The sequence below is a fragment of the Mesorhizobium sp. M0030 genome (genome assembly GCF_040323695.1).
Lineage (GTDB): Bacteria > Pseudomonadota > Alphaproteobacteria > Rhizobiales > Rhizobiaceae > Mesorhizobium.
Window position 1 is genome coordinate 652,399 of record NZ_JAMYVE010000001.1, and the last position, 18,244, is coordinate 670,642.

Below are 18,244 nucleotides of genomic sequence, written 5' to 3' on the forward strand. Positions count from 1 at the left end.
CAGCGACCGGCATTTTGCATCAGGGCGATTTTTACCCTCCCCCTTGTGGGGAGGGTCGGCGAGCGATCGGAGCGAAGCGGAGATCGATCGACGGGGTGGGGGTAGCGCCCTACGAGGACCCCCACCCCGATCCGCTACGCGGATCGACCCTCCCCACATGGGGGAGGGTGGGCGCCTACTGCCGCTTATACTCGCGCACCGGCGACTTGGTGCCGTCGGTGTAGGTGACCTGCACCGCCATCGACGTCACGTTGTCGGCGACCTTGAAGTAAGGCTGGTAGTCATAAGGAATGGCGTACGGGTCCTTCTTGTCGCAAGGCGGCAGCTTGATCTCCCTGTCGAGCGCCGTGCCGTTCAGGCTGTAGCGCACCTCCTTGATGCCGCAGCGGAACGACAGCATCTGGGAGAAATAGACCAGGCCATGATTGCCGCTGGCGTCGAAGGCGATCCACGACGTCCAGAACTGGTCGAGGATCTGTTTGTTGCCCTGTTGCAGCGCTGCGTCCGGATCGAAACTTATGTTGAACGGCCCGGTCTCGCGGCCCCTGAGATCGAGATACTTGACCCCGATGGTGGTGGCCGTGGTGCTGTCGGGCAATTCGAAGCTCGGATTGGGCATCGGCTTGCCGGTGCGCTGGTCGTTCATCGCCATCAGCCCGGTGTCGGTGAACGGACCTGACACACCCATGCGCCAGGAAATGCCGGTCGCGGCCTCGGGCAGCGAGATGGAGATCGTCCAGCCGGCATTGGAGCGCATCGGCGTCAGCGTCGGGGCAAAGCGTGCTGGGTCGAGCACGTCGCCAAGCGCCGTCAGGCGGGTACGGCTGCGGTCGAGCCAGTCGGCGAGCTGCGTCTGGTCGACGAAATATTTGAGCAGCCCGCCTTCCTTTTCATAGGAGACGAACCTGGTCAGCGCCTCGGCCTCGCTGCGCTTGTCGGACAGCGACTGGACGCCGAGGCGATCCTCGGAAAACTCCTGCGCGAGCAGGTAATAGGCCGGTGCGAAATCCGGATTGGCGGCGATGAAGGCGTTGAGCTTGTCGAGACGCTGGGCATCGTCGAACTGCAGGATATGGACCAGCTTGATCGACAGCGCCTTGGCCTTGTCGGCCAGGGCGCCGAACACTTCGCGGGCGCCGGCCTTGCCGTCCTGCACGCGCAGCAGGGTGGCGAAGCGTGTGTAGGGATCGACGGCGTCGACGTCGAAACCGGCGAAAGCGAGATAGGAGCGCCGCGCATTCAGCATGTCGCCGGAAAGCTCGTAGACGCGGGCATTGTGATAGAATTCGTCCGGCCGCTTCGGCTCGGCGATCGTCCCGCCCTGCGCGGCCAATGCGGCAAAGCCCTTGGCGATGGTGTCGATCGAGGCGGCGATCTGCTCGGTGGTCGCCTGAAGCTTATCCGCCTGCTCGGCCTGTTTCTGCTGGCCGGCAGCGAGCGTTTCGGTCGTCTGCTTGACCGCCTCTACCGACTTTTGCGTCTGCGCGCCCTGCTCAGCCTGCTGCTGCTGGGTCGACGCAATTTCCTCGGTCTTCTTCGCCACCGCGTCAGTCGATTGCTTGACCTGGTCGACCGCCAGCTTCGTCTCGGTTACCGTTTGCTCGATCCTGGCCACCCTGGCCGAGACGATGCCCATCTGCTGCTGCAACTGGGCGACGGCCGGCACCAGGCCGGCGATCACACCGTTCTGCGAATTGGACTGCTGCTGCAGGCCATAGACGCCGCCGGCGACGGCGGCAGCGCTGGTGGCAAAGATCAGCGCCGGCAGCGCCTTGGCGGCCAGCACCAGCCGCAGAACGATGGCAATGGCGATGACGGCGGCGGCAACCGAAGCGACCAGCGCGATATAGGCGGCGAACGGCGCCAGCGGATTGAGGATGTCGGATGCGGCGCCGCCGATGAAAGCGACGCTGCCGGCCCATTTGCCGGTGCGGCTGAGCGAAGCCCTGATAAGAGATGGCGCAGCCGCGCCGATGTCACCGGTCATTGTCAAATCCCCCAAGCAATTGCCGCCTCTATAGCAGCACCGCGACCCCGCAGGCAAAACAGGACAGGAAGCAGGCGATTTCGGGAGGTTGCCGTTTCAGCGCCGATGGTTGGCGGAGCCGAAGCGACATCTGATCTCCCCCCTTGCGGGGGAGATTGGCAGCGTCATCGGCAGCTCCGCCGTTAACCAAATGGACGAACAAAATGGGTTAGGCTAGGTTCCGGCCCTCTCAGCAACGCCGGACTTGACTTGCCAAATTTCCATTTCCCCTCCCCCGCCCAGAAATTTCTCGCAGCCCTCCTGCTGCTTGTCTTCGTGGCCGGCTGCAGCACCACCGCACCGCCCGACAGCGTGCTGGCGGTGCCGGCGCCGCAGGAGAAATATGCGGCCATCGTCGTCGATGCCGGCAGTGGCAAGACGCTGTTCGAAGTCAGTTCGAGGGCGCAACGCTATCCGGCGTCGCTGACCAAGATGATGACGCTGTACCTGCTGTTCGAGGCGCTGGAGTCCGGCCGCGTTTCGAAGGAAACGCAGATTCCGGTCTCCGACAATGCCGCCCGGCAGCCGCCGACCAAATTGCGCTTCAAGCGCGGCGAGAGCATCGATGTCGATTCGGCGATCCGGGCGATCGTGGTCAAGTCGGCCAATGACGTGGCGGTGGCGGTGGGCGAATATCTCGGCGGCTCGGAGGACCAGTTCGCCGCCATGATGACGTCCAAGGCGCGCCAGATCGGCATGAGCAGCACCGTCTTCCGCAATGCCTCCGGCCTGCCCGACGATGGCCAGCACACATCGGCGCGCGACATGGCGACGCTGGGGATGGCGCTGCGCGCCCGCTTCCCGCAGCAGTTCCACTATTTCTCCGAAAGCGACTTCATGTTCCGCGGCCGGCTGGTGCGCGGCCACAACGACATGCTCGGCCGGGTGCGCGGCGTCGACGGCATCAAGACCGGCTATATCAGGGCATCCGGTTACAATATCGTCACGTCCTACAATGCCGACGGCCGGCATCTGATCGTGGTGGTGATGGGCGCCGACAGCGCTAGGCAGCGCAACGACCATGTCGAAGCGCTGATCCAGCGCAGTCTGTCGCCCGCCATGGCCGATACGAAGACGCGGCTGATGTTTGCGGGAGATCAGCCGGCCGCGTCGCCCGGCCTGCCGCCGCCTGGTTTGCCGGCGCAGGGGTCGCAGTTGCCTGGTTTACCGCCGCAATAGAACCCGTCGTTGGGTGGAGGAACTCTGAAACGCCGGCGGGACAGCACCCCCCTCTGGCCTGCCGGCCATCTCCCCCTCAAGTGGGGAGATTAGCAGCTTCGGCGTCTCGCCTCTTTTTCGTGTTTGGCGAAGCCATGGCGACATCTGATCTCCCCCCTTGAGGGGGAGATGTCCGGCAGGACAGAGGGGGGTCGTGAAGGATCGCTGCCTCATCTTAACTCTGCAGCAGGCGCGACCTCCGTCGGCAACAGCACTTCGGCGGTCTGGTTGCCGAGCAGCAGGCGAGCGAGGCCCCGGGGGGCTGCGCTGCCACAGGCAATTGCAGCAGGCATTCATCACAAGCATGCACAAGCCCCCAATCTTCACCGCCACAGTGGCTATGCCGCCTCGCCTTGGCGTATCGTGGGCGCGACAGCAGGAGCCGGCATCATGAGCCCAAAACCATCCGAACAGGCCGACAATGAAAACGACAGCGGCGGCGAGTATTTCGAGGCGCCGCCCGCCCACGACGCCGAACTGGTTGCCGACGAGGCGCTGGAAGCGCCCGATGTGCCGGACTCCGAACCCCATGGCCGCCTGAAGCCGAAGCGAAAACCGTCGGCGATATCAGGTAGAAAGTTTCGCAAGCGTGACCTGGTGCGCATCGACGACCTCAGGCCGAGCCTGGCCGACCGCATCCGCTCCGATCATCCCGACCTGCCGCGCGGCGCCCGCATCAGCCGGGAGGAGCTCGGCCGTTACCGCATGCGCTACATGGAGGAGCTGCTGCAGCAGGAGCATGGCGAATTCTCCGAGCTCGACCGCCAGGTGGTCGAATCGATCGCCAGGCAGGACACGATTTCGGAAAACTCGGAAGAGGAGTTCGAGGAGCACCGCTCGTTCGCCGACCGCGTCTCCGACAACATGGCGGCTTTCGGCGGCAGCTGGTGGTTCCTGATCTCGTTCGGCAGCGTGCTTGCGGTGTGGATCGGCATCAATTTGATCGCGGGCGTGAGCAGCGCCTTCGACCCCTACCCCTTCATCCTGCTCAACCTGCTGCTCTCCTGTATCGCCGCCATCCAGGCGCCGATCATCATGATGAGCCAGAGACGGACGGAGGCCAAGGACCGCCTGCGCTCGTTCAACGACTACCGGGTGAACCTGAAAGCCGAGCTGGAAGTGCGCCATTTGCACGAAAAGCTCGACTATCTGATCTCGCGCCAATGGACGCGGCTGGCCGAAATGCAGCAGATGCAGCTGGATGCGATGCACGAACTGACCGGCGCGAAGAAGGCGAAGCGGGCGCCGCGCAGGGTGCGCAGGCGGGTGGCGAAGGTGGAGGTGGCGGGGTGAGTCCCGGGCTGAGGCTGCAAGGCGGACGCGAAGTTGCCGAGCCGCGCGACGTGGCTTCGAAAATATCGCCACGCCAATTGCCCGTTGAAGCCCGCGCCGGCTTCCGCTAAGAAGCCGTGGCTGGCCGGCCTATCGGCTGGTTCGTTTTCAGGTTCCTTGAAGGCACCCGTAGCTCAGCTGGATAGAGCGCTGCCCTCCGAAGGCAGAGGTCACAGGTTCGAATCCTGTCGGGTGCGCCAATCTACCCATGTATTACAATAGCTCAGATAACCCTAAAGCGCGTCACGCTGAACGGATCCATGCGACCCGCTTGAAGTCTTTGTTTTAATGCATGTCGTTGTCCCAGAACCGCGGCTCACTTCTGGGCGACATGCATGAGTGCCCGGTGTAGGCATGGGCGATCAGTCCATATTCGGCGTCATGGCGCGTCGATTACCACTTCCGCCCGTTCAGTCAGACGCTATGCTGCCGACCATGACACCAAGGCGCGCGTTCCGTTCGTGATGAAGCAAAGTCAACACCGCTTGCATGAGCGGATGACCATTCGCGGCCACCTCGAACCCGCGTCCTTCCTGCCCTGGATCATGCGCCATGCGGCCAAGCTCGGTCTCGCGCACCACATCGCTCATGCAAGCACCGATCGCATCGAACTCGATATTGCCGGTGCGGCGGAACTGATCGACATGATGGAGATGGGATGTTCGCTTGGGCCCATTGAAGTCTGGGTCGAGACGGTCGACCGCGCGCCTGTCGAGCAAAAAAACATATAGCTTTGCGTGTGGTTACCCTCCGTTTGCACTTAATTTAATCAATATTGCAATTGCGAAATAATTATGCATACGTCAGCCGCATCGAGCGGTTCGCCAACTCCTTGCGCCGGCATCTCTCTGGTCGGGAAACAGTAGTATCAGTACGGAAAGTAAGGTCATGCTGTCCGACAAGACGGACACCTGGGTGCCGGTCGCCCTTACCCAGGATCTGCCAACAGGACAGGTAATGCCGGCGCGGACGCCCGCCGGTCCCATTGCCCTCTGGCGAAGCCAATCGGGGCGCTTGGCGGCATCGGCGGATCGCTGTCCGCATCGCGGCATGCGCCTCTCCCATGGCTTCGTGCGCGGCGAGGCGCTCTCCTGCATCTATCACGGCTGGACCTATTCGCAGGCCGGTCAGTGCCTGCGCATTCCTGCCCATCCCAGCCTCACGCCGCCGGAGACGATTCGCGTTGCGACCCGGTTGGTCGAAGAGGCCGGCGGGATCATCTGGGTCGCTGATGGAGAGCCTGATGGCAACCCACCCCTTTTTGAGGGTTACGTGCCGCTCCGTTCATTGACGGCCCGTGCCGGACATTCGGCGCTCTCGGTCGCTGCCGGTACGAAGGCCACCGTTGAAGGATACGTCTGGCAGGCACCCGGCGCGCCGGCAATTCGCCTGCTGCCTATCCCGCGGGAAGCCGGCGAGACGCTGATCCACGTCCTTGTTCCAGCCGATTGCGATGCGTCCGAGCGCATCGCCGCCTCGCGAGCCGCCGAGAGCCTTCGGCGCATGGCCGAAGGGATCGAGGCGAAAGGGGCTGTGCCATGATCGACGATGCGATGCGCGACGAATGGTATCCGGTCGGGCTTTTCAGCCGGCTCGACCGCTATGGGCGCGAGACCACCCTGATGGACGAGCGGATCAAGGTTGCGCTCGACGCCAATGGCGCGGCGAAAGTGACAGGCGAAAACGGGCGCGTGCTGCCGGTTTCGGTGCGCTATGGCCATATCTGGTCGTCGCTCGGCGAACCGAAGAAACCGGTCTTTCCGATTCCCGAGGCAGACCAGCCCGGGCGCCGCTTCGTCGATGTCGGCGTGGTGCGGGTGCGCTGCTCGCCGCTCCGCGCCGTCGAGAACTTCCTCGACATCGCACACTTCCCCTTCGTCCATACCGACATCCTCGGCTCGGAGCCACATACCGAGGTCGAAAACTACAAGGTCGATATCCGCGAGGAAGAGGATGAGGTCTGGGCGACCCAGGTGAAGTTCTACCAGCCGCAGGCGGCGAAATCCGCGAGCGGAGGTATCACGACGGAATACATGTACCGCGTGCCGGCTCCGACCTGCTCAGTCCTCTACAAGACCTGCCCGCCGCGCCCGGGCGAATGGGATGTGATTGCGCTATTCGTCCAGCCGCTTGCCGAGGATCTCTGCGACGTCTGGCCGTGGATGGCGCTTTTTGATGACGAGACGCCACAGACCGACCTCATCCATTTCCAGCAGACGATTTTCCTGCAGGACCGCTCGATCCTCGAAAACCAGATCCCGCGTCTTCTGCCGCTCGATCCCGGCATGGAAATCCCGACGCGCGCCGACCTGACCTCGGTCGCCTATCGCCGCTGGCTGAAGCGCCACAATTATACCTACGGCGCGCAATTGGTGGCACAGTGAAGCTTTACGACTACATCCTCTCCCCAAGTTGCTACAAGGTGCGCCTGATGGCGACGCTGTCAGGGGTGAAGCTCGAAATCCGCCCGGTCGACTTCCATCCCGGCGCCGAGCATCGTGGCCCCGAGCTTATGGCGCTTAATCCGGGAGGCTCCATCCCGATCCTTGAAGACGGCGACCTGATCCTGACCGAGTCTTCCGCCATGCTTGGCTATCTCGCCGCGAAGGCAGCACCGGCCTGGCTCGGCAGCGGCGCCCCCGAGGAGACGGCGCGCATCCAGCAATGGCTTTCCTTCTCGCACAGGCTGACCGCCAACCTCGGCGGCGCGCGCCTGCATGAGATGCTGCTGCGCCCCGGTGACATCGGTGCGCTTCAGGCCAATGGCATAGCGGCACTACGTGAGCTGGAAGCCGGCCTCTTCGAACAAAAAATGCGTGGCGACCGGTTTCTCGCTTCCGACCGGCCGACGATTGCCGACATTGCTTGCTTTCCCTATGTCGCGCTCGCGCCCGACGGCGGCGTTTCCCTCGATTCGTATCCCACGATCCGGCTCTGGTCGCGAGCGCTCCGCAGCCTCGACAATTTCATCGAGATGCCCGGTATCCACCGGCTGCACGAGTTGAAGCCCGAACCGCGACCCATGCTGGACGAGGCGTGAGGTGACCGGCTATCTCCTGAAGAATTGCGCAGCGGTCATCACCGACGAGGGCAGGGGTCCGAGCGTCCGGCGCAATGTCGATGTGCTGACGAATGGCCCGCAGATCGAGGCAATCGGGCAAGGCCTGCACAGAAGCGAGTTGCCGGCCGGTACTATCGTGCAGGACGCCGACGGCTGGTTCGTCTATCCCGGCCTCGTCAACACGCACCATCACTTCTTTCAGTGCTTTGTGCGCAACCGTGCCGAACTCGACTGGACGAAGCTGTCGGTCATCGAATGGCTCGACCGGATCTATCCGATCTTCTCCCGGCTCAACGAGGATTGTTTCTACCACGCCTCGATCACGGCGATGGCAGAGATGATAAAGCACGGTTGCACGACGGCCTTCGACCACCAGTACAATTTTCCGCGCCATGCCGGAAAACGGCTCATCGACCGGCAGTTCGAAGCGGCCGATCTTCTCGGCATGCGTTTCCATGCCGGCCGCGGCGGCAACACGCTGCCAAAATCGGAAGGCTCGACCATTCCAGACGAGATGCTGGAGACCACGGACGAATTCATTGCCGACTGCGCACGCCTCATCGACACTTATCACGACACCAGTCCCTTCAGCATGCGTCAGGTCGTGGTCGCTCCCTGCCAGCCGGTCAACTGCTACCGCGAGACCTTCGTGGAATCGGTTTCGCTGGCGCGTGATCGCGGGGTGCGGATGCACACCCATGTCGGCGAGGGCGAAAGCCCGATCATCGAGGCCCGCCATGGCATGCGTACGGTGGACTATCTCGAGGACCTCGGATTTGCCGGCCGAGACACTTTCTATGCCCATTGCTGGGAGCTGACGCATGACGAACTGCGGCTGATGGCGGCGAGCGGCACCGGTGTCTCGCATTGCCCGGAGCCGGTCTATCTGGTGGGTGCGGAGGTGACTGATATTCCCGCCATGTCCGCCTTTGGCCTGCGCGTCGGTCTCGGCTGCGACGGTGCTGCCTCGAACGACAACTCCAACCTCATGCACTGCATCCATTCCGCCTACATGCTGCAATGCCTGGCGGCCTCGACGCGCGCTCATCCCGTGCCTGCGCCGGTCGATTTCCTCGGCTATGCGACAACGGGCGGGGCCGCGCTTCTGGGCCGCAATGACATCGGCCGACTGTCGCCCGGCATGGGCGCCGACCTCTTCGCGATCGACACGCGCCGCATGGATTATGTCGGCACGCGCCACGATCCATTGAGCCTGATCGCCAAGGTCGGTATCGGCATGCCCACCGACATGACCATGATCAACGGCCGCATCGTCTGGGAGAAGGGTGCGTTTACCGGGCTGAACGAGGCCCGGCTTGCTGCGGACGCGGAAGCCGCCTTTGCCGCGGTGGAATTCTAACAACTTAAGACAGGGGAACTGACATGCTGAACTATCTGACCCGCAGAACTCTGATGAAGGGCCTTGCCGCGACAGGGCTTGCCGGCGCGCTTGGCAGCCGTCCCGCCTTTGCGGCCGACGAGCCGCTCGGTATCACGCTCGTGCTCCCGTCGCCGGTCGGCGATGTCGGCTGGGGCCATGCGCTCGCCGCCGGCCTCGAGCCGGTCAAGGCCGCATACGGCGACAAGGTGAAGATCACCGTCATCGAGAACATCGCCGAAGGGCCGGACGCCGACCGGATCATGAACAAGACCGTCGCCGACGGTAACAAGTTCCTGATCGCCGGCTCATTCGGCTACCAGAATGGTGCATTACAGATCGCCCGCCGCGATCCTGCGGTCACCGTGCTGCATGCCTCCGGCTTCCAGACCGCGCCGAATTTCTCGCCCTTCGCGGCGAAGTATTTCCAGGGCACTTACCTGCTCGGCATAGCCGCCGCAGCTCTTTCCAAGACCGGCAAGGTCGGCTCCGTCTCGGCCTTCGCCATTCCGGAGCTGATCACCTCGATCAACGCATTTACGCTCGGCGCACAGACCGTAAATCCCGATATCGAGGTATCGGTCGTCTGGGTGAACTCCTGGTTCGACCCGGCCAAGGAACAGGAAGCCGCCAAGGCGCTGATGGCACAGAACTGCGACGTGATCTTCTCGAACGCGCAGGACACACCCTCCGTGATCTCGGCCTGCGAGGAGGCTGGCGTCTACGCGTTCAACCTCAATTCGTCGATGAAGAAATATGCACCGAAGAAATATCTCGGCTGCATCGCGACAGACTGGTCGCCCTTCTTCAAGGCTTCCGTGGATGCCCATCTCGCCGGAACTTTCAAGGGCGCCAACACCTTCCTCGGCGTCGCCGAAAAGGTGGTGGAGGTCGTGGACTGGAACTCAGATATCCCAGCCGACACGATGACGAAGATCAAGGAAGTGGCGGCGAAGATCGCCGACGGCAGCTTCTCGCCCTTCACAGGTCCAATCACCAAGGCCGACGGCAGCGAAGCCGCCGCCGCCGGTGCGACGATAGCGGATCCCGAGATCGTCGCGATGGACTGGCACGTCAAGGGTGTCACCACACCACTGCCGAAGTAAGTCATGACCCCGCCCCTTCTGTCGCTCCGCGGCATCTCGAAGAGCTACGGCCAGATCCGGGCCAACCAAGCCATCGATCTGGACGTGGCGCCCCAATCGATCCATGCGATCCTCGGGGAGAATGGGGCGGGCAAATCGACGCTGATGAAGCTCATCTATGGCGTTGAACAGCCGGACGAAGGCACCGTCGTCTGGAACGGAGAGCATCTGCGCCTTGCCTCGCCGGCTGAGGCACGGCGCAGGGGCATCGGCATGGTCTTTCAGCATTTCTCGCTGTTCGAGACGCTGACTGTCGTCGAGAACATCCAGCTCGTCGTCCCCGGCGGCAAGGCGGAGCTGGCGGGGCGCATCCGCAGCCTCGGCCAGGATTTCGGCCTTGAAGTGGATCCTCTCGCCGATGTGCACGCGCTCTCGGTCGGCGAACGGCAGCGGGTGGAGATCATCCGCTGCCTGATGACGGACCCGAAGCTGCTCATTCTCGACGAGCCGACCTCGGTCTTGCCGCCGCAGGCGGTGAAGAAGCTGTTCGACACGCTCAGGCGCCTTCGCGACCGCGGCGTGTCCATCCTGTTCATCTCCCACAAACTGGAGGAAATTCGCACGATCTGTGACCAGGCGACGGTCTTGCGTGGAGGGCGCGTTATCGGCACCGTCGACCCGCGCGACTATGATGCGCACGACCTCGCCCGGATGATGATCGGCCGCGACATGCCCGAGGTGATGCCCGCGTTGGCCATGCCCGAGGGGGAGAAGCGGCTGGAAATAATCGACATGGACTACACGCCGGACGACCCCTTTGCCACGCCGCTCTCCGGCATCAGCCTCACGGTACGATCAGGCGAGATCCTTGGCATAGCCGGAATATCGGGCAATGGCCAAGGCGAGCTTGCCGCGCTCATCTCGGGCGAAGCGATGCTGCTGAAGGAACAACGCGACCGGATCTACATGATGGGCCGCGACGTAGGCACACTCGATGCGGCCGCGCGCAGGAGATTTGGCTTCGCCTTCGTGCCCGAAGACCGGCTGGGACGCGGCGCGGTCCCTGAAATGTCGCTCGTGCTCAACACCGTTCTTACCGCCCATCCTTTCGATCTCGTGAGGCGCGGCCTCATCAACAGCGCCGGAGCGACGGCTTTCACCAGCGAATGCATCCGTCGGTACGACGTCCGCGCCTCCGGCCCGGATGCCGAAGCGGGCTCGCTGTCCGGCGGCAACTTGCAGAAATTCATCGTCGGTCGCGAGATGATGCTGTCGCCAAAACTGCTTTTCGTGGCGCAGCCGACCTGGGGTGTAGACATTGGCGCTGCATCCGCCATCAGAAGGCGGCTCATCGCGTTGCGCAACCTGGGCGTGGCGATCCTCGTAATTTCCGAGGAACTCGAGGAACTTTTCGAACTCTGCGATTTCATCCAGGTGCTCCATCATGGAATGCTGAGTCCGCCTCTGGTCACGCGGGACACGCGCCCCGAAGACATCGGCAGATACATGATCGGAGCACATGCCTCGCCAGAGAAGGTTCCTGCATGAGCGTTTGGGCCGCGCCGTTCCTCCCCGCGCTCGTCCGCCGGGAGCATGCCTCGCTCGTCGCGGCCATGCTGGCCCCGGCTGTCGCGCTTGGCATGGCGATCATCCTCAATCTGGGCCTTTATGTGCTGATAGGCCGAGATCCGGCGGCCGTCCTGTACGCGATGCTTCTCGAGCCGTTCCTCTCCTGGGCATCGTTTGCGGAGGTGCTGCTGAAGGCGGGGCCCCTTCTCCTCATTGCTCAGGGGCTGGCGATCGGTTTCCGCGCAAAAGTGTTCAACATCGGCGCGGAGGGCCAGTTTATCCTGGGCGCTATTTTCGCCTCGGCGATCCCCGTCTGGTTTCCGCAGGCGACCGGGCAGTGGATCTGGCCGCTGATGCTGCTTCTCGGTGCCCTCGGCGGTGCACTTTGGGCATCTATCACCGCCTTCTGGCGCGTCAGGCTCAATGCGAACGAGATCCTGGTCTCCTTGATGCTGAGCCTCGTTGCGGCGCAAGTCCTCAACTACCTGCTGCTCGGCCCATGGAAGGACCCGGCCGGCTTCAATTTCCCACAATCCGTCATGTTTCAGAACGACGCGATGGTGCCGACCCTGATCACCGGTACCCGCGTCAACGTCTCGCTGCTCATCACACTTGCGCTCTCGCTGGTGGCCTGGGTTTTCATGCAGCGAAGCTTCATGGGGTATAAGCTCAAGGTCGGCGGCCTTGCCCCGCGCGCGGCCGGTTACGCCGGCTTCAGCGAAGGGCGTGCGATTTGGCTGTCGCTTCTGATCGGTGGCATGGCGGCGGGACTGGCAGGCGCGGCGGAAGTCGCGGGTCCGCTCGGCCAGCTGCAGCGCTCGATCTCGACCGGCTACGGTTATGCGGCCATCATTGTCGCCTATCTCGGCGGCTTGCATCCAGTCGGCATCATCTTTTCCGCGCTCTTTATGGCTGTCCTCTATATCGGCGGCGACAATGCGATGGTGTCGGCAAACCTGCCGATCGCCGCCGTCCGCGTCTTCCAAGGCAGCTTGCTGCTCGCCTATCTCGGCGCTGTGGCCTTCGTGCGCTACCGCATCGAGTGGCGCCGCCCCCATCACCTGAGCCAGCCATGAACGCCGTCGAGTTCATTATTTCGGGCATGCTCGCAGCGGCAACCCCCTTTCTCCTTGCCGCACTCGGCGAGTTGGTGGTCGAGCGCGCCGGTGTTCTTAACCTCGGCGTAGAGGGCCTGATGGCCCTCGGCGCGGTGCTCGCGTTCATCGTCGTCTACCACGGCGGTGGACACCTGCTGGGGTTCGTTGCCGCCGGCCTCGGTAGCGCCGTCCTGTCCCTCGTCTTTGCAGTGCTGGCACTCGGATTCCGGGCAAACCAGGTCGCGACAGGCCTTGCGATCGGCATTCTCGGCCAAGGCCTTTCGGCGCTGTTCGGCAAAAGCTACGAGAGCTTGACGGTGAAGGGGCTCCCGAAACTTGTCTTTCCCGGCCTCTCGGAAATCCCGGTAGTCGGCAGGCTGTTTGTCCAGGACGTCGTCGTATGGCTTTCCCTTGCCGTGACGTTTGCGATCTGGGCGATGTTTGCCTATACGAGAGTCGGCCTTGTCGTGAGGGCAATCGGCGAGAATCCCAAGGCAGCCCACGCCATCGGCTATCCGGTCATCGCTATCCGTGTCGCGGCCATAGCTTTTGGTGGCATGATGGCGGGTTTTGCCGGCGCCTATGCGGCGGCGGTGTACACGCCCCTTTGGGCGGACGGTATGATTGCCGGACGTGGCTGGATCGCGATCGCACTCGTTGTCTTTGGTACGTGGCTCGCTGGCCGCATCTTCCTGGGTGCCTGCCTCTTCGGCGCGGTTTCGCTGATGAGCCTCGCCGCCCAGGCGACCGGTCTGGACTTGCCATCGCAACTGCTTTCCAGCCTTCCCTATCTCGTTACGATCGTCGTGCTCGGTGTCATCTCGGCGGACCGCCGCTTGCTCAGGCTGAACGGTGTCGCCTCGCTTGGCGAACCCTTCGAACGTTAGCCGGGATGAAAGTGGATTTGCGAAACTCGGCGTAAGTTGAAGAGATTCGAAACGCCAGCGGACGATCGGCATCCGATCCAAAGGGCAGAAACGCCAAACGGGGCGAAGGTATGCCCGCAAGGGTAGCGCTGACGCCGTCGACTGCGAGCAGCGGAACGATGTGACGCACAACGCGCCCGACATCGGTGGAGATCGTCGCGGGTTTCTTGGGTCGTCCCCTTTCCCCAGCACGAGCCCATTCTCGAGGGTCCATTCTCCACCGCAGCCTAGGGAAGCGGCTTCGCAAGACGGCCTGAGGCATGCGCCCGGCAAATTCCCGCATGCGAGCACTCGTCCTGCCTGTCTAAGGTTCCGAGTCTAACCGCAAATCCTCGATTTTTTCCGCCAATTCCAAAATATATATTCCGATCGCCGCAAGCAGCCATAACAACGATTTCCAATACTACCTATTCTCGCAGAAACTAAAAACGCTACACTCGCGTAATCATATTGGTAACGGATGCTGTTCAACCTGCGTACAGGCAACCAACACGGGGAGCGTCATTATGGATTTCTTTAAAAGTTTAACAAAGGCCTTGGCCGGTGGCGCTGTTGCCGTGGCTTTGTGCTTTCCGGCTGGCGCGGGCGGGCTCAGTGTAGGCATCGGCGGCAGCGGTGGGGTGGGCGTCTCGGTCGGCGGCAGTGGCGGCGGGCTTGGCGTCGGCGTCTCGGTCGGCGGCAGCAAGGGCGCCAATGTCGGCGCAACGGTCGGCGGCACCAGCGGCACCACCGCCAGTGTCGGCGCTACGGTTGGCGGCACCAGCGGCGTTGCGGCCGGCGTCGGCGCATCGGTGGGCACGGGCGTCGGGGTCGGGGTCGGCGCAACCGTCGGCAGCGGTGTCGGGGTCGGCGCCGGTGTCGGGGTGGGCAATGGGGTGACGGCCGGGGTCGGGGTCGGCATTGGCGCACCGACCGCGCCCACCAGCCCTCGGGATCCCAACACGCCGGCGGTGCCGACGCGACCGGCGGTGGTTGCCATCAGCGCCATGTCGGCCGGCCAGATCGCCAAGATGAAGAAACGCTGCGCCAGCGTGCTCAGCGGCAAGGGCACCTACGACCGGGACCTGAAGGAGCTCTGCCGGATATTGGCGCGGCGCTGAGTACCGCAACATCGCATCTGCCGTGGGGCGTCAGTCTCTCAGCCAGCCCCAATGCCGCAAGGTGGCGGGCATTCTTAGGGAGAGAGCTTTGCCGAGCGGTTCAGCGTTTCGCGGAAAGGCGGAACCGCTCAGGCTATGCGCTTTCATCGGCGGCATTCCGCATGGCTTGGTCGCCGAGCCGAAGGAAGCGCGCCGCCCGGTTGCGGCCTTAATCTGACCTCTGCCGTCCGTCCGGTCACCCGTTTGGGCCGGCTCGAAGATTCGCCTCTGGCCTTTTGTATCACCCGCTCTAGCTGCTTTGTGTTAGGCTCGTCATGTTAGCCTTGTCTTGCTGATGGAGGTTTTGATGGATCGGCGATCATTCTTGACAGCATTGTTCGGCGTTGCGGGGGCCGCGGCGCTTGCTACCGCGGTTCGGCCTCTCGAGGCCGTGGCCGGGGTTCCCAATGTCGGCAACGGCATTCTCGATGAACTCGACAAGCAGGATGCCAATTCGTTTGATGACGACGAAGGCCCGGGCGATGTCGAGCAGATATCGCATCGGCGATGGCACCGTCGTCGCCACCACAGGCGGCATGTCTGGAGACGGCACTGCCGCACGTTCTGGCGGCATGGCCGGTTGCGCCGGCGCTGCTATCGCAGGCGCTCCTTTGTCGTCTTGCGGTTCTAACCGCGGCACGTTCCCGGATAGACCCTGCCCTGAGGCGCAAACACCAAACAGACCCATCCCGATTTGCATCGGGATGGGCTGGTTCAACTTTATCCAGCCACAGCTGCCACCGACTCCCGCTGCACCAGCGGGCATTCCAGCTTGGTGATGGGATAGCGGCCGCGGCCGGCAGGCGGCACTTCGAGCTGTTCGATCGCCCATTGGCCCATCGCCATGTGCGGCAGGATCGATGTCGTCAGCGGCGGGAACAGATGGCGGGCGATCTCCTCGTCGTCATAGCCGACGACGGAGATGTCCTGCGGGATGTGCAGGCCCGCCTCCTTCAGCGCTTCGTAGCAGCCGATGGCCGTGCGGTCGTTCTGGCAGAAGATGGCGGTCGGGCGCTCTTTCAGCTCCAAAAGCTCCACGGTCGCGGCATAGCCGGCGCTCGCCGACCAGTCGCCCTCGACCACCAGTTCGGGATCGAACGGGATGTCGGCGGTGGCGAGCGCCCTGCGGTAGCCTTTCAGCCGGTCCTGCGCGGCCTGCATCCACGGCTCGCCGGTGATGGTGGCGATGCGGCGGTGGCCGTGGCCGATCAGATGCCGGGTCGAGTTCTGGCCGCCGGCGATCTCGGACGGCACCACGGCCGGGAAGGCATAATCGGCCGTGTAGCAGTTGAGCAGGATGACCGGGATGTCGAGGCCGTAGAGGAAGTCCGGCGCCGTGATCTCGCGGGTGAAGATGGTCATGTAGATCAGCGCCGAGATGCCGCGCCTGGTGAGCGCCGCAACGGCGCGCGGCTCCATGACGGCGTCGCCCATGGTCTGCGCCACGAGCAACACATTGCCGGCGTTCCACGACGCCTGGCGCGCGCCCTCGATGGCGACAACGGCTTCCGGGCTTGTCGCCAGCTGGTCGACAGCGAAACCGATGACACCGTCAAGTCCATCGAAGGCGGGAACAGGTTTGCGCAGCGCCGAGAAGGCGGGTGCTGCGTAGCCGAGCGAGCGCGCGGCGTCGATCACCCGCTCGCGCGTCTGCTGCGACAGCCGGATGCCGGGCGAATCGTTGAGCACGAAAGAGACGGTCGCCTGCGAGCAACCGGCTGCCCTGGCAATGTCGGTCATGGTGACGCGGCCGCCCTTGGCAGCTCTCGCCGGCGCCTTGCGCCGCTTCGCCGTGTCGTCCGGATCCCTCGTCTCGCTCATGGCATTGCGTCCCAATCCCCAGCCTGTCTAGTCGCAAGCCTGCCACACCGACAAGATGGTGTCGCGCCGTCGACCAATGGAAATAGTCGAAGGCGATTATCTTTATTAGCAGTTTTGAAGTTCCCCGCCATGCCGCTGCGGGCTGCGTGAAATTCAAGGACTGCAAGGCATCTGCTTGCGCGAAGCCGTGCTGCACCTGTTCGGGCAAACTAGACCTAGGGCCACCGCCGAGTGTCCGCGCGAGACCTCTGCTAATAGTGTTTACTAATACAAAACGACGCTGTAACGTCAATCCGCCGTGTCCGGTCAGGTGGGACCCGTGCGGCGAGAAGTGCACGTGAATGGCCCGATGGCGAGCGGGGTTTGCCTCCGCAAGCTTGGTCTCGGACATGTGATATGTCAGACAAATCAGACTATTTACGAGCACGGGATGAGTCTCTAAAGTCCGTGATCGCGACCGACGACGCCATTCTTCAGCGCCGGGAACCCCTGAGGAGGAGGGCGTCCAAATCGCGAGCGGCAAGTCAGTGAATGCAAGATCGGTTCAGTCCGACGACTGAGCCAAAACGGGAGGTTGAACATGAAATCCTTGATACGACATGCATCCGTGGCCACCGCAGCCCTGCTGCTTGGCCTGACCGCGACAGCCATTGCGCGCGCCGACGACAAGCCGACGCTTGCCTTCGTCGTCAACGGCGCTTCCGATTTCTGGAAGGCCGCCGAAGCCGGCGTCAAGAAGGCGCAGGCCGAATTGCCCGACTACAATCTCGAACTCAAATATCCCGAGCAGTCCTCGGTCGCCATCCAGCAGCGGCTGATGGACGATCTGGTGACCGCCGGCGTCAAGGGCATCATGGTCTCGGCCGTCGACCCCAAGACCTCGACCGACGGCCTGAACAAGATCGCGTCGGAAACGGCGCTGTTCACCACCGACTCCGATGCCCCGCAGACCAAGCGCGTCGCCTATATCGGCTCGTCCAATGTCGACGCCGGCAAGCAGGCGGCCGAGATCGCCAAGAAGGCGATGCCGGACGGCGGCAAGTGCCTCGGCTTCGTCGGCCTGCTCGGCGCCGACAATGCCAAGGAACGCATCCAGGGCATGAAGGACGGCCTCGCCGGCAGCAAGATCGAACTGGTGGACGTGCGCGGCGACGACATCGACCAGGCGCGCGCCAAGAAGAATGTCGAGGACGCGCTGGTCGCCAGCCCCGACATCACCTGCATGGTCGGCTTCTATTCCTACAACACGCCGCGCATCTATGAAGCGCTGCGCGACGCCGGCAAGCTCGGCTCGATCACCGTCGTCGGCTTCGATGACGATCCGATCACGCTGGGCGGCGTCAAGGAAGGCACCGTGGCGGCGACCGTCGTGCAGCAGCCCTTCGAGTGGGCCTATCAGGGCATGAAGCTGATGGCCGCCTATCTCAAGGGCGACAAATCAGGCATTCCGGAAGGCGGCCTGATCATCATCCCGACCAAGATCATCGGTAAGGACGATGTCGACACCTATGCCGCCAATCTGAAGGCGATGTCCGGAAACTGAGACCACGAGCAGTTGCGCCGGCTCAGGGTTCGCCTTGAGCCGGCGATCG

General features: G+C 63.3%; 16 protein-coding genes and 1 tRNA gene. 14 read left to right on the plus strand and 3 right to left on the minus strand.

The annotated features are described in order from the left end of the window. Nucleotides 1-175: 175 nt before the first annotated feature. Complete coding sequence (locus tag NKJ80_RS03050) at nucleotides 176-1,987, minus strand: methyl-accepting chemotaxis protein (protein ID WP_352497017.1); 1,812 nt, start codon at nucleotides 1,985-1,987, stop codon at nucleotides 176-178. Nucleotides 1,988-2,236: 249 nt separating this feature from the next. On the opposite strand from NKJ80_RS03050, the gene NKJ80_RS03055 reads away from it, so the two are divergent. The 13 genes from NKJ80_RS03055 to NKJ80_RS03115 all read left to right on the plus strand — a co-directional run bounded on the left by NKJ80_RS03055 (nucleotide 2,237) and on the right by NKJ80_RS03115 (nucleotide 14,792). Continuing rightward, nucleotides 2,237-3,205, plus strand: a complete 969-nt coding sequence (locus tag NKJ80_RS03055; RefSeq protein WP_023689149.1) for a D-alanyl-D-alanine carboxypeptidase family protein — start codon at nucleotides 2,237-2,239, stop codon at nucleotides 3,203-3,205. 429 nt (nucleotides 3,206-3,634) lie between these two features. Beyond that, nucleotides 3,635-4,537 (plus strand): DUF1003 domain-containing protein, encoded by a 903-nt coding sequence (locus NKJ80_RS03060; protein ID WP_023703727.1) that lies wholly within the window; start codon nucleotides 3,635-3,637, stop codon nucleotides 4,535-4,537. Nucleotides 4,538-4,699: 162 nt separating this feature from the next. Next, nucleotides 4,700-4,776 (plus strand) — tRNA-Arg (locus NKJ80_RS03065). Nucleotides 4,777-5,073: 297 nt separating this feature from the next. Then, a complete protein-coding gene (locus NKJ80_RS03070; protein ID WP_023822906.1) occupies nucleotides 5,074-5,307 on the plus strand; it encodes an acylphosphatase in 234 nt (77 codons plus the stop codon). Nucleotides 5,308-5,464: 157 nt separating this feature from the next. Beyond that, complete coding sequence (locus NKJ80_RS03075) at nucleotides 5,465-6,118, plus strand: Rieske 2Fe-2S domain-containing protein (RefSeq protein WP_023714514.1); 654 nt, start codon at nucleotides 5,465-5,467, stop codon at nucleotides 6,116-6,118. After that, entirely contained in the window at nucleotides 6,115-6,960 is an 846-nt protein-coding gene (locus tag NKJ80_RS03080) for an aromatic ring-hydroxylating oxygenase subunit alpha (RefSeq protein ID WP_023699367.1), read from the plus strand. Before NKJ80_RS03075 ends, NKJ80_RS03080 begins: the two co-directional genes overlap by 4 nt. After that, nucleotides 6,957-7,616: a glutathione S-transferase family protein gene (locus tag NKJ80_RS03085; RefSeq protein WP_023689145.1), complete on the plus strand. Its 660-nt coding sequence runs from the start codon at nucleotides 6,957-6,959 to the stop codon at nucleotides 7,614-7,616. Before NKJ80_RS03080 ends, NKJ80_RS03085 begins: the two co-directional genes overlap by 4 nt. Nucleotide 7,617: 1 nt before the next feature. Next, nucleotides 7,618-8,997, plus strand: a complete 1,380-nt coding sequence (locus tag NKJ80_RS03090) for an amidohydrolase (protein ID WP_023700478.1) — start codon at nucleotides 7,618-7,620, stop codon at nucleotides 8,995-8,997. Between the two features lie 26 nt (nucleotides 8,998-9,023). Then, on the plus strand, nucleotides 9,024-10,121 hold the full coding sequence (locus tag NKJ80_RS03095) for a BMP family ABC transporter substrate-binding protein (protein ID WP_196814159.1): 1,098 nt from the start codon (nucleotides 9,024-9,026) through the stop codon (nucleotides 10,119-10,121). A gap of 3 nt (nucleotides 10,122-10,124) precedes the next feature. After that, nucleotides 10,125-11,648 carry an ABC transporter ATP-binding protein gene (locus NKJ80_RS03100; protein ID WP_023739727.1) on the plus strand — a complete coding sequence of 508 codons (1,524 nt, stop codon included), beginning with the start codon at nucleotides 10,125-10,127 and terminating at the stop codon, nucleotides 11,646-11,648. Next, nucleotides 11,645-12,745 (plus strand): ABC transporter permease, encoded by a 1,101-nt coding sequence (locus NKJ80_RS03105; RefSeq protein ID WP_023734808.1) that lies wholly within the window; start codon nucleotides 11,645-11,647, stop codon nucleotides 12,743-12,745. Before NKJ80_RS03100 ends, NKJ80_RS03105 begins: the two co-directional genes overlap by 4 nt. Further along, nucleotides 12,742-13,653: an ABC transporter permease gene (locus NKJ80_RS03110; RefSeq protein ID WP_023734807.1), complete on the plus strand. Its 912-nt coding sequence runs from the start codon at nucleotides 12,742-12,744 to the stop codon at nucleotides 13,651-13,653. Before NKJ80_RS03105 ends, NKJ80_RS03110 begins: the two co-directional genes overlap by 4 nt. Before the next feature lie 545 nt (nucleotides 13,654-14,198). Continuing rightward, on the plus strand, nucleotides 14,199-14,792 hold the full coding sequence (locus NKJ80_RS03115) for a hypothetical protein (RefSeq protein ID WP_286461242.1): 594 nt from the start codon (nucleotides 14,199-14,201) through the stop codon (nucleotides 14,790-14,792). Nucleotides 14,793-15,150: 358 nt separating this feature from the next. On the opposite strand, the gene NKJ80_RS03120 is transcribed toward NKJ80_RS03115, so the two are convergent. Both NKJ80_RS03120 and NKJ80_RS03125 read right to left on the minus strand, forming a co-directional pair. Then, nucleotides 15,151-15,333, minus strand: a complete 183-nt coding sequence (locus tag NKJ80_RS03120) for a hypothetical protein (protein WP_031205052.1) — start codon at nucleotides 15,331-15,333, stop codon at nucleotides 15,151-15,153. Nucleotides 15,334-15,551: 218 nt separating this feature from the next. Beyond that, nucleotides 15,552-16,652, minus strand: a complete 1,101-nt coding sequence (locus tag NKJ80_RS03125; RefSeq protein WP_027049100.1) for a LacI family DNA-binding transcriptional regulator — start codon at nucleotides 16,650-16,652, stop codon at nucleotides 15,552-15,554. Between the two features lie 580 nt (nucleotides 16,653-17,232). Here NKJ80_RS03125 and NKJ80_RS03130 point away from each other — a divergent pair. Further along, nucleotides 17,233-18,195, plus strand: a complete 963-nt coding sequence (locus NKJ80_RS03130; RefSeq protein ID WP_023672352.1) for a sugar-binding protein — start codon at nucleotides 17,233-17,235, stop codon at nucleotides 18,193-18,195. Nucleotides 18,196-18,244: the final 49 nt, after the last annotated feature.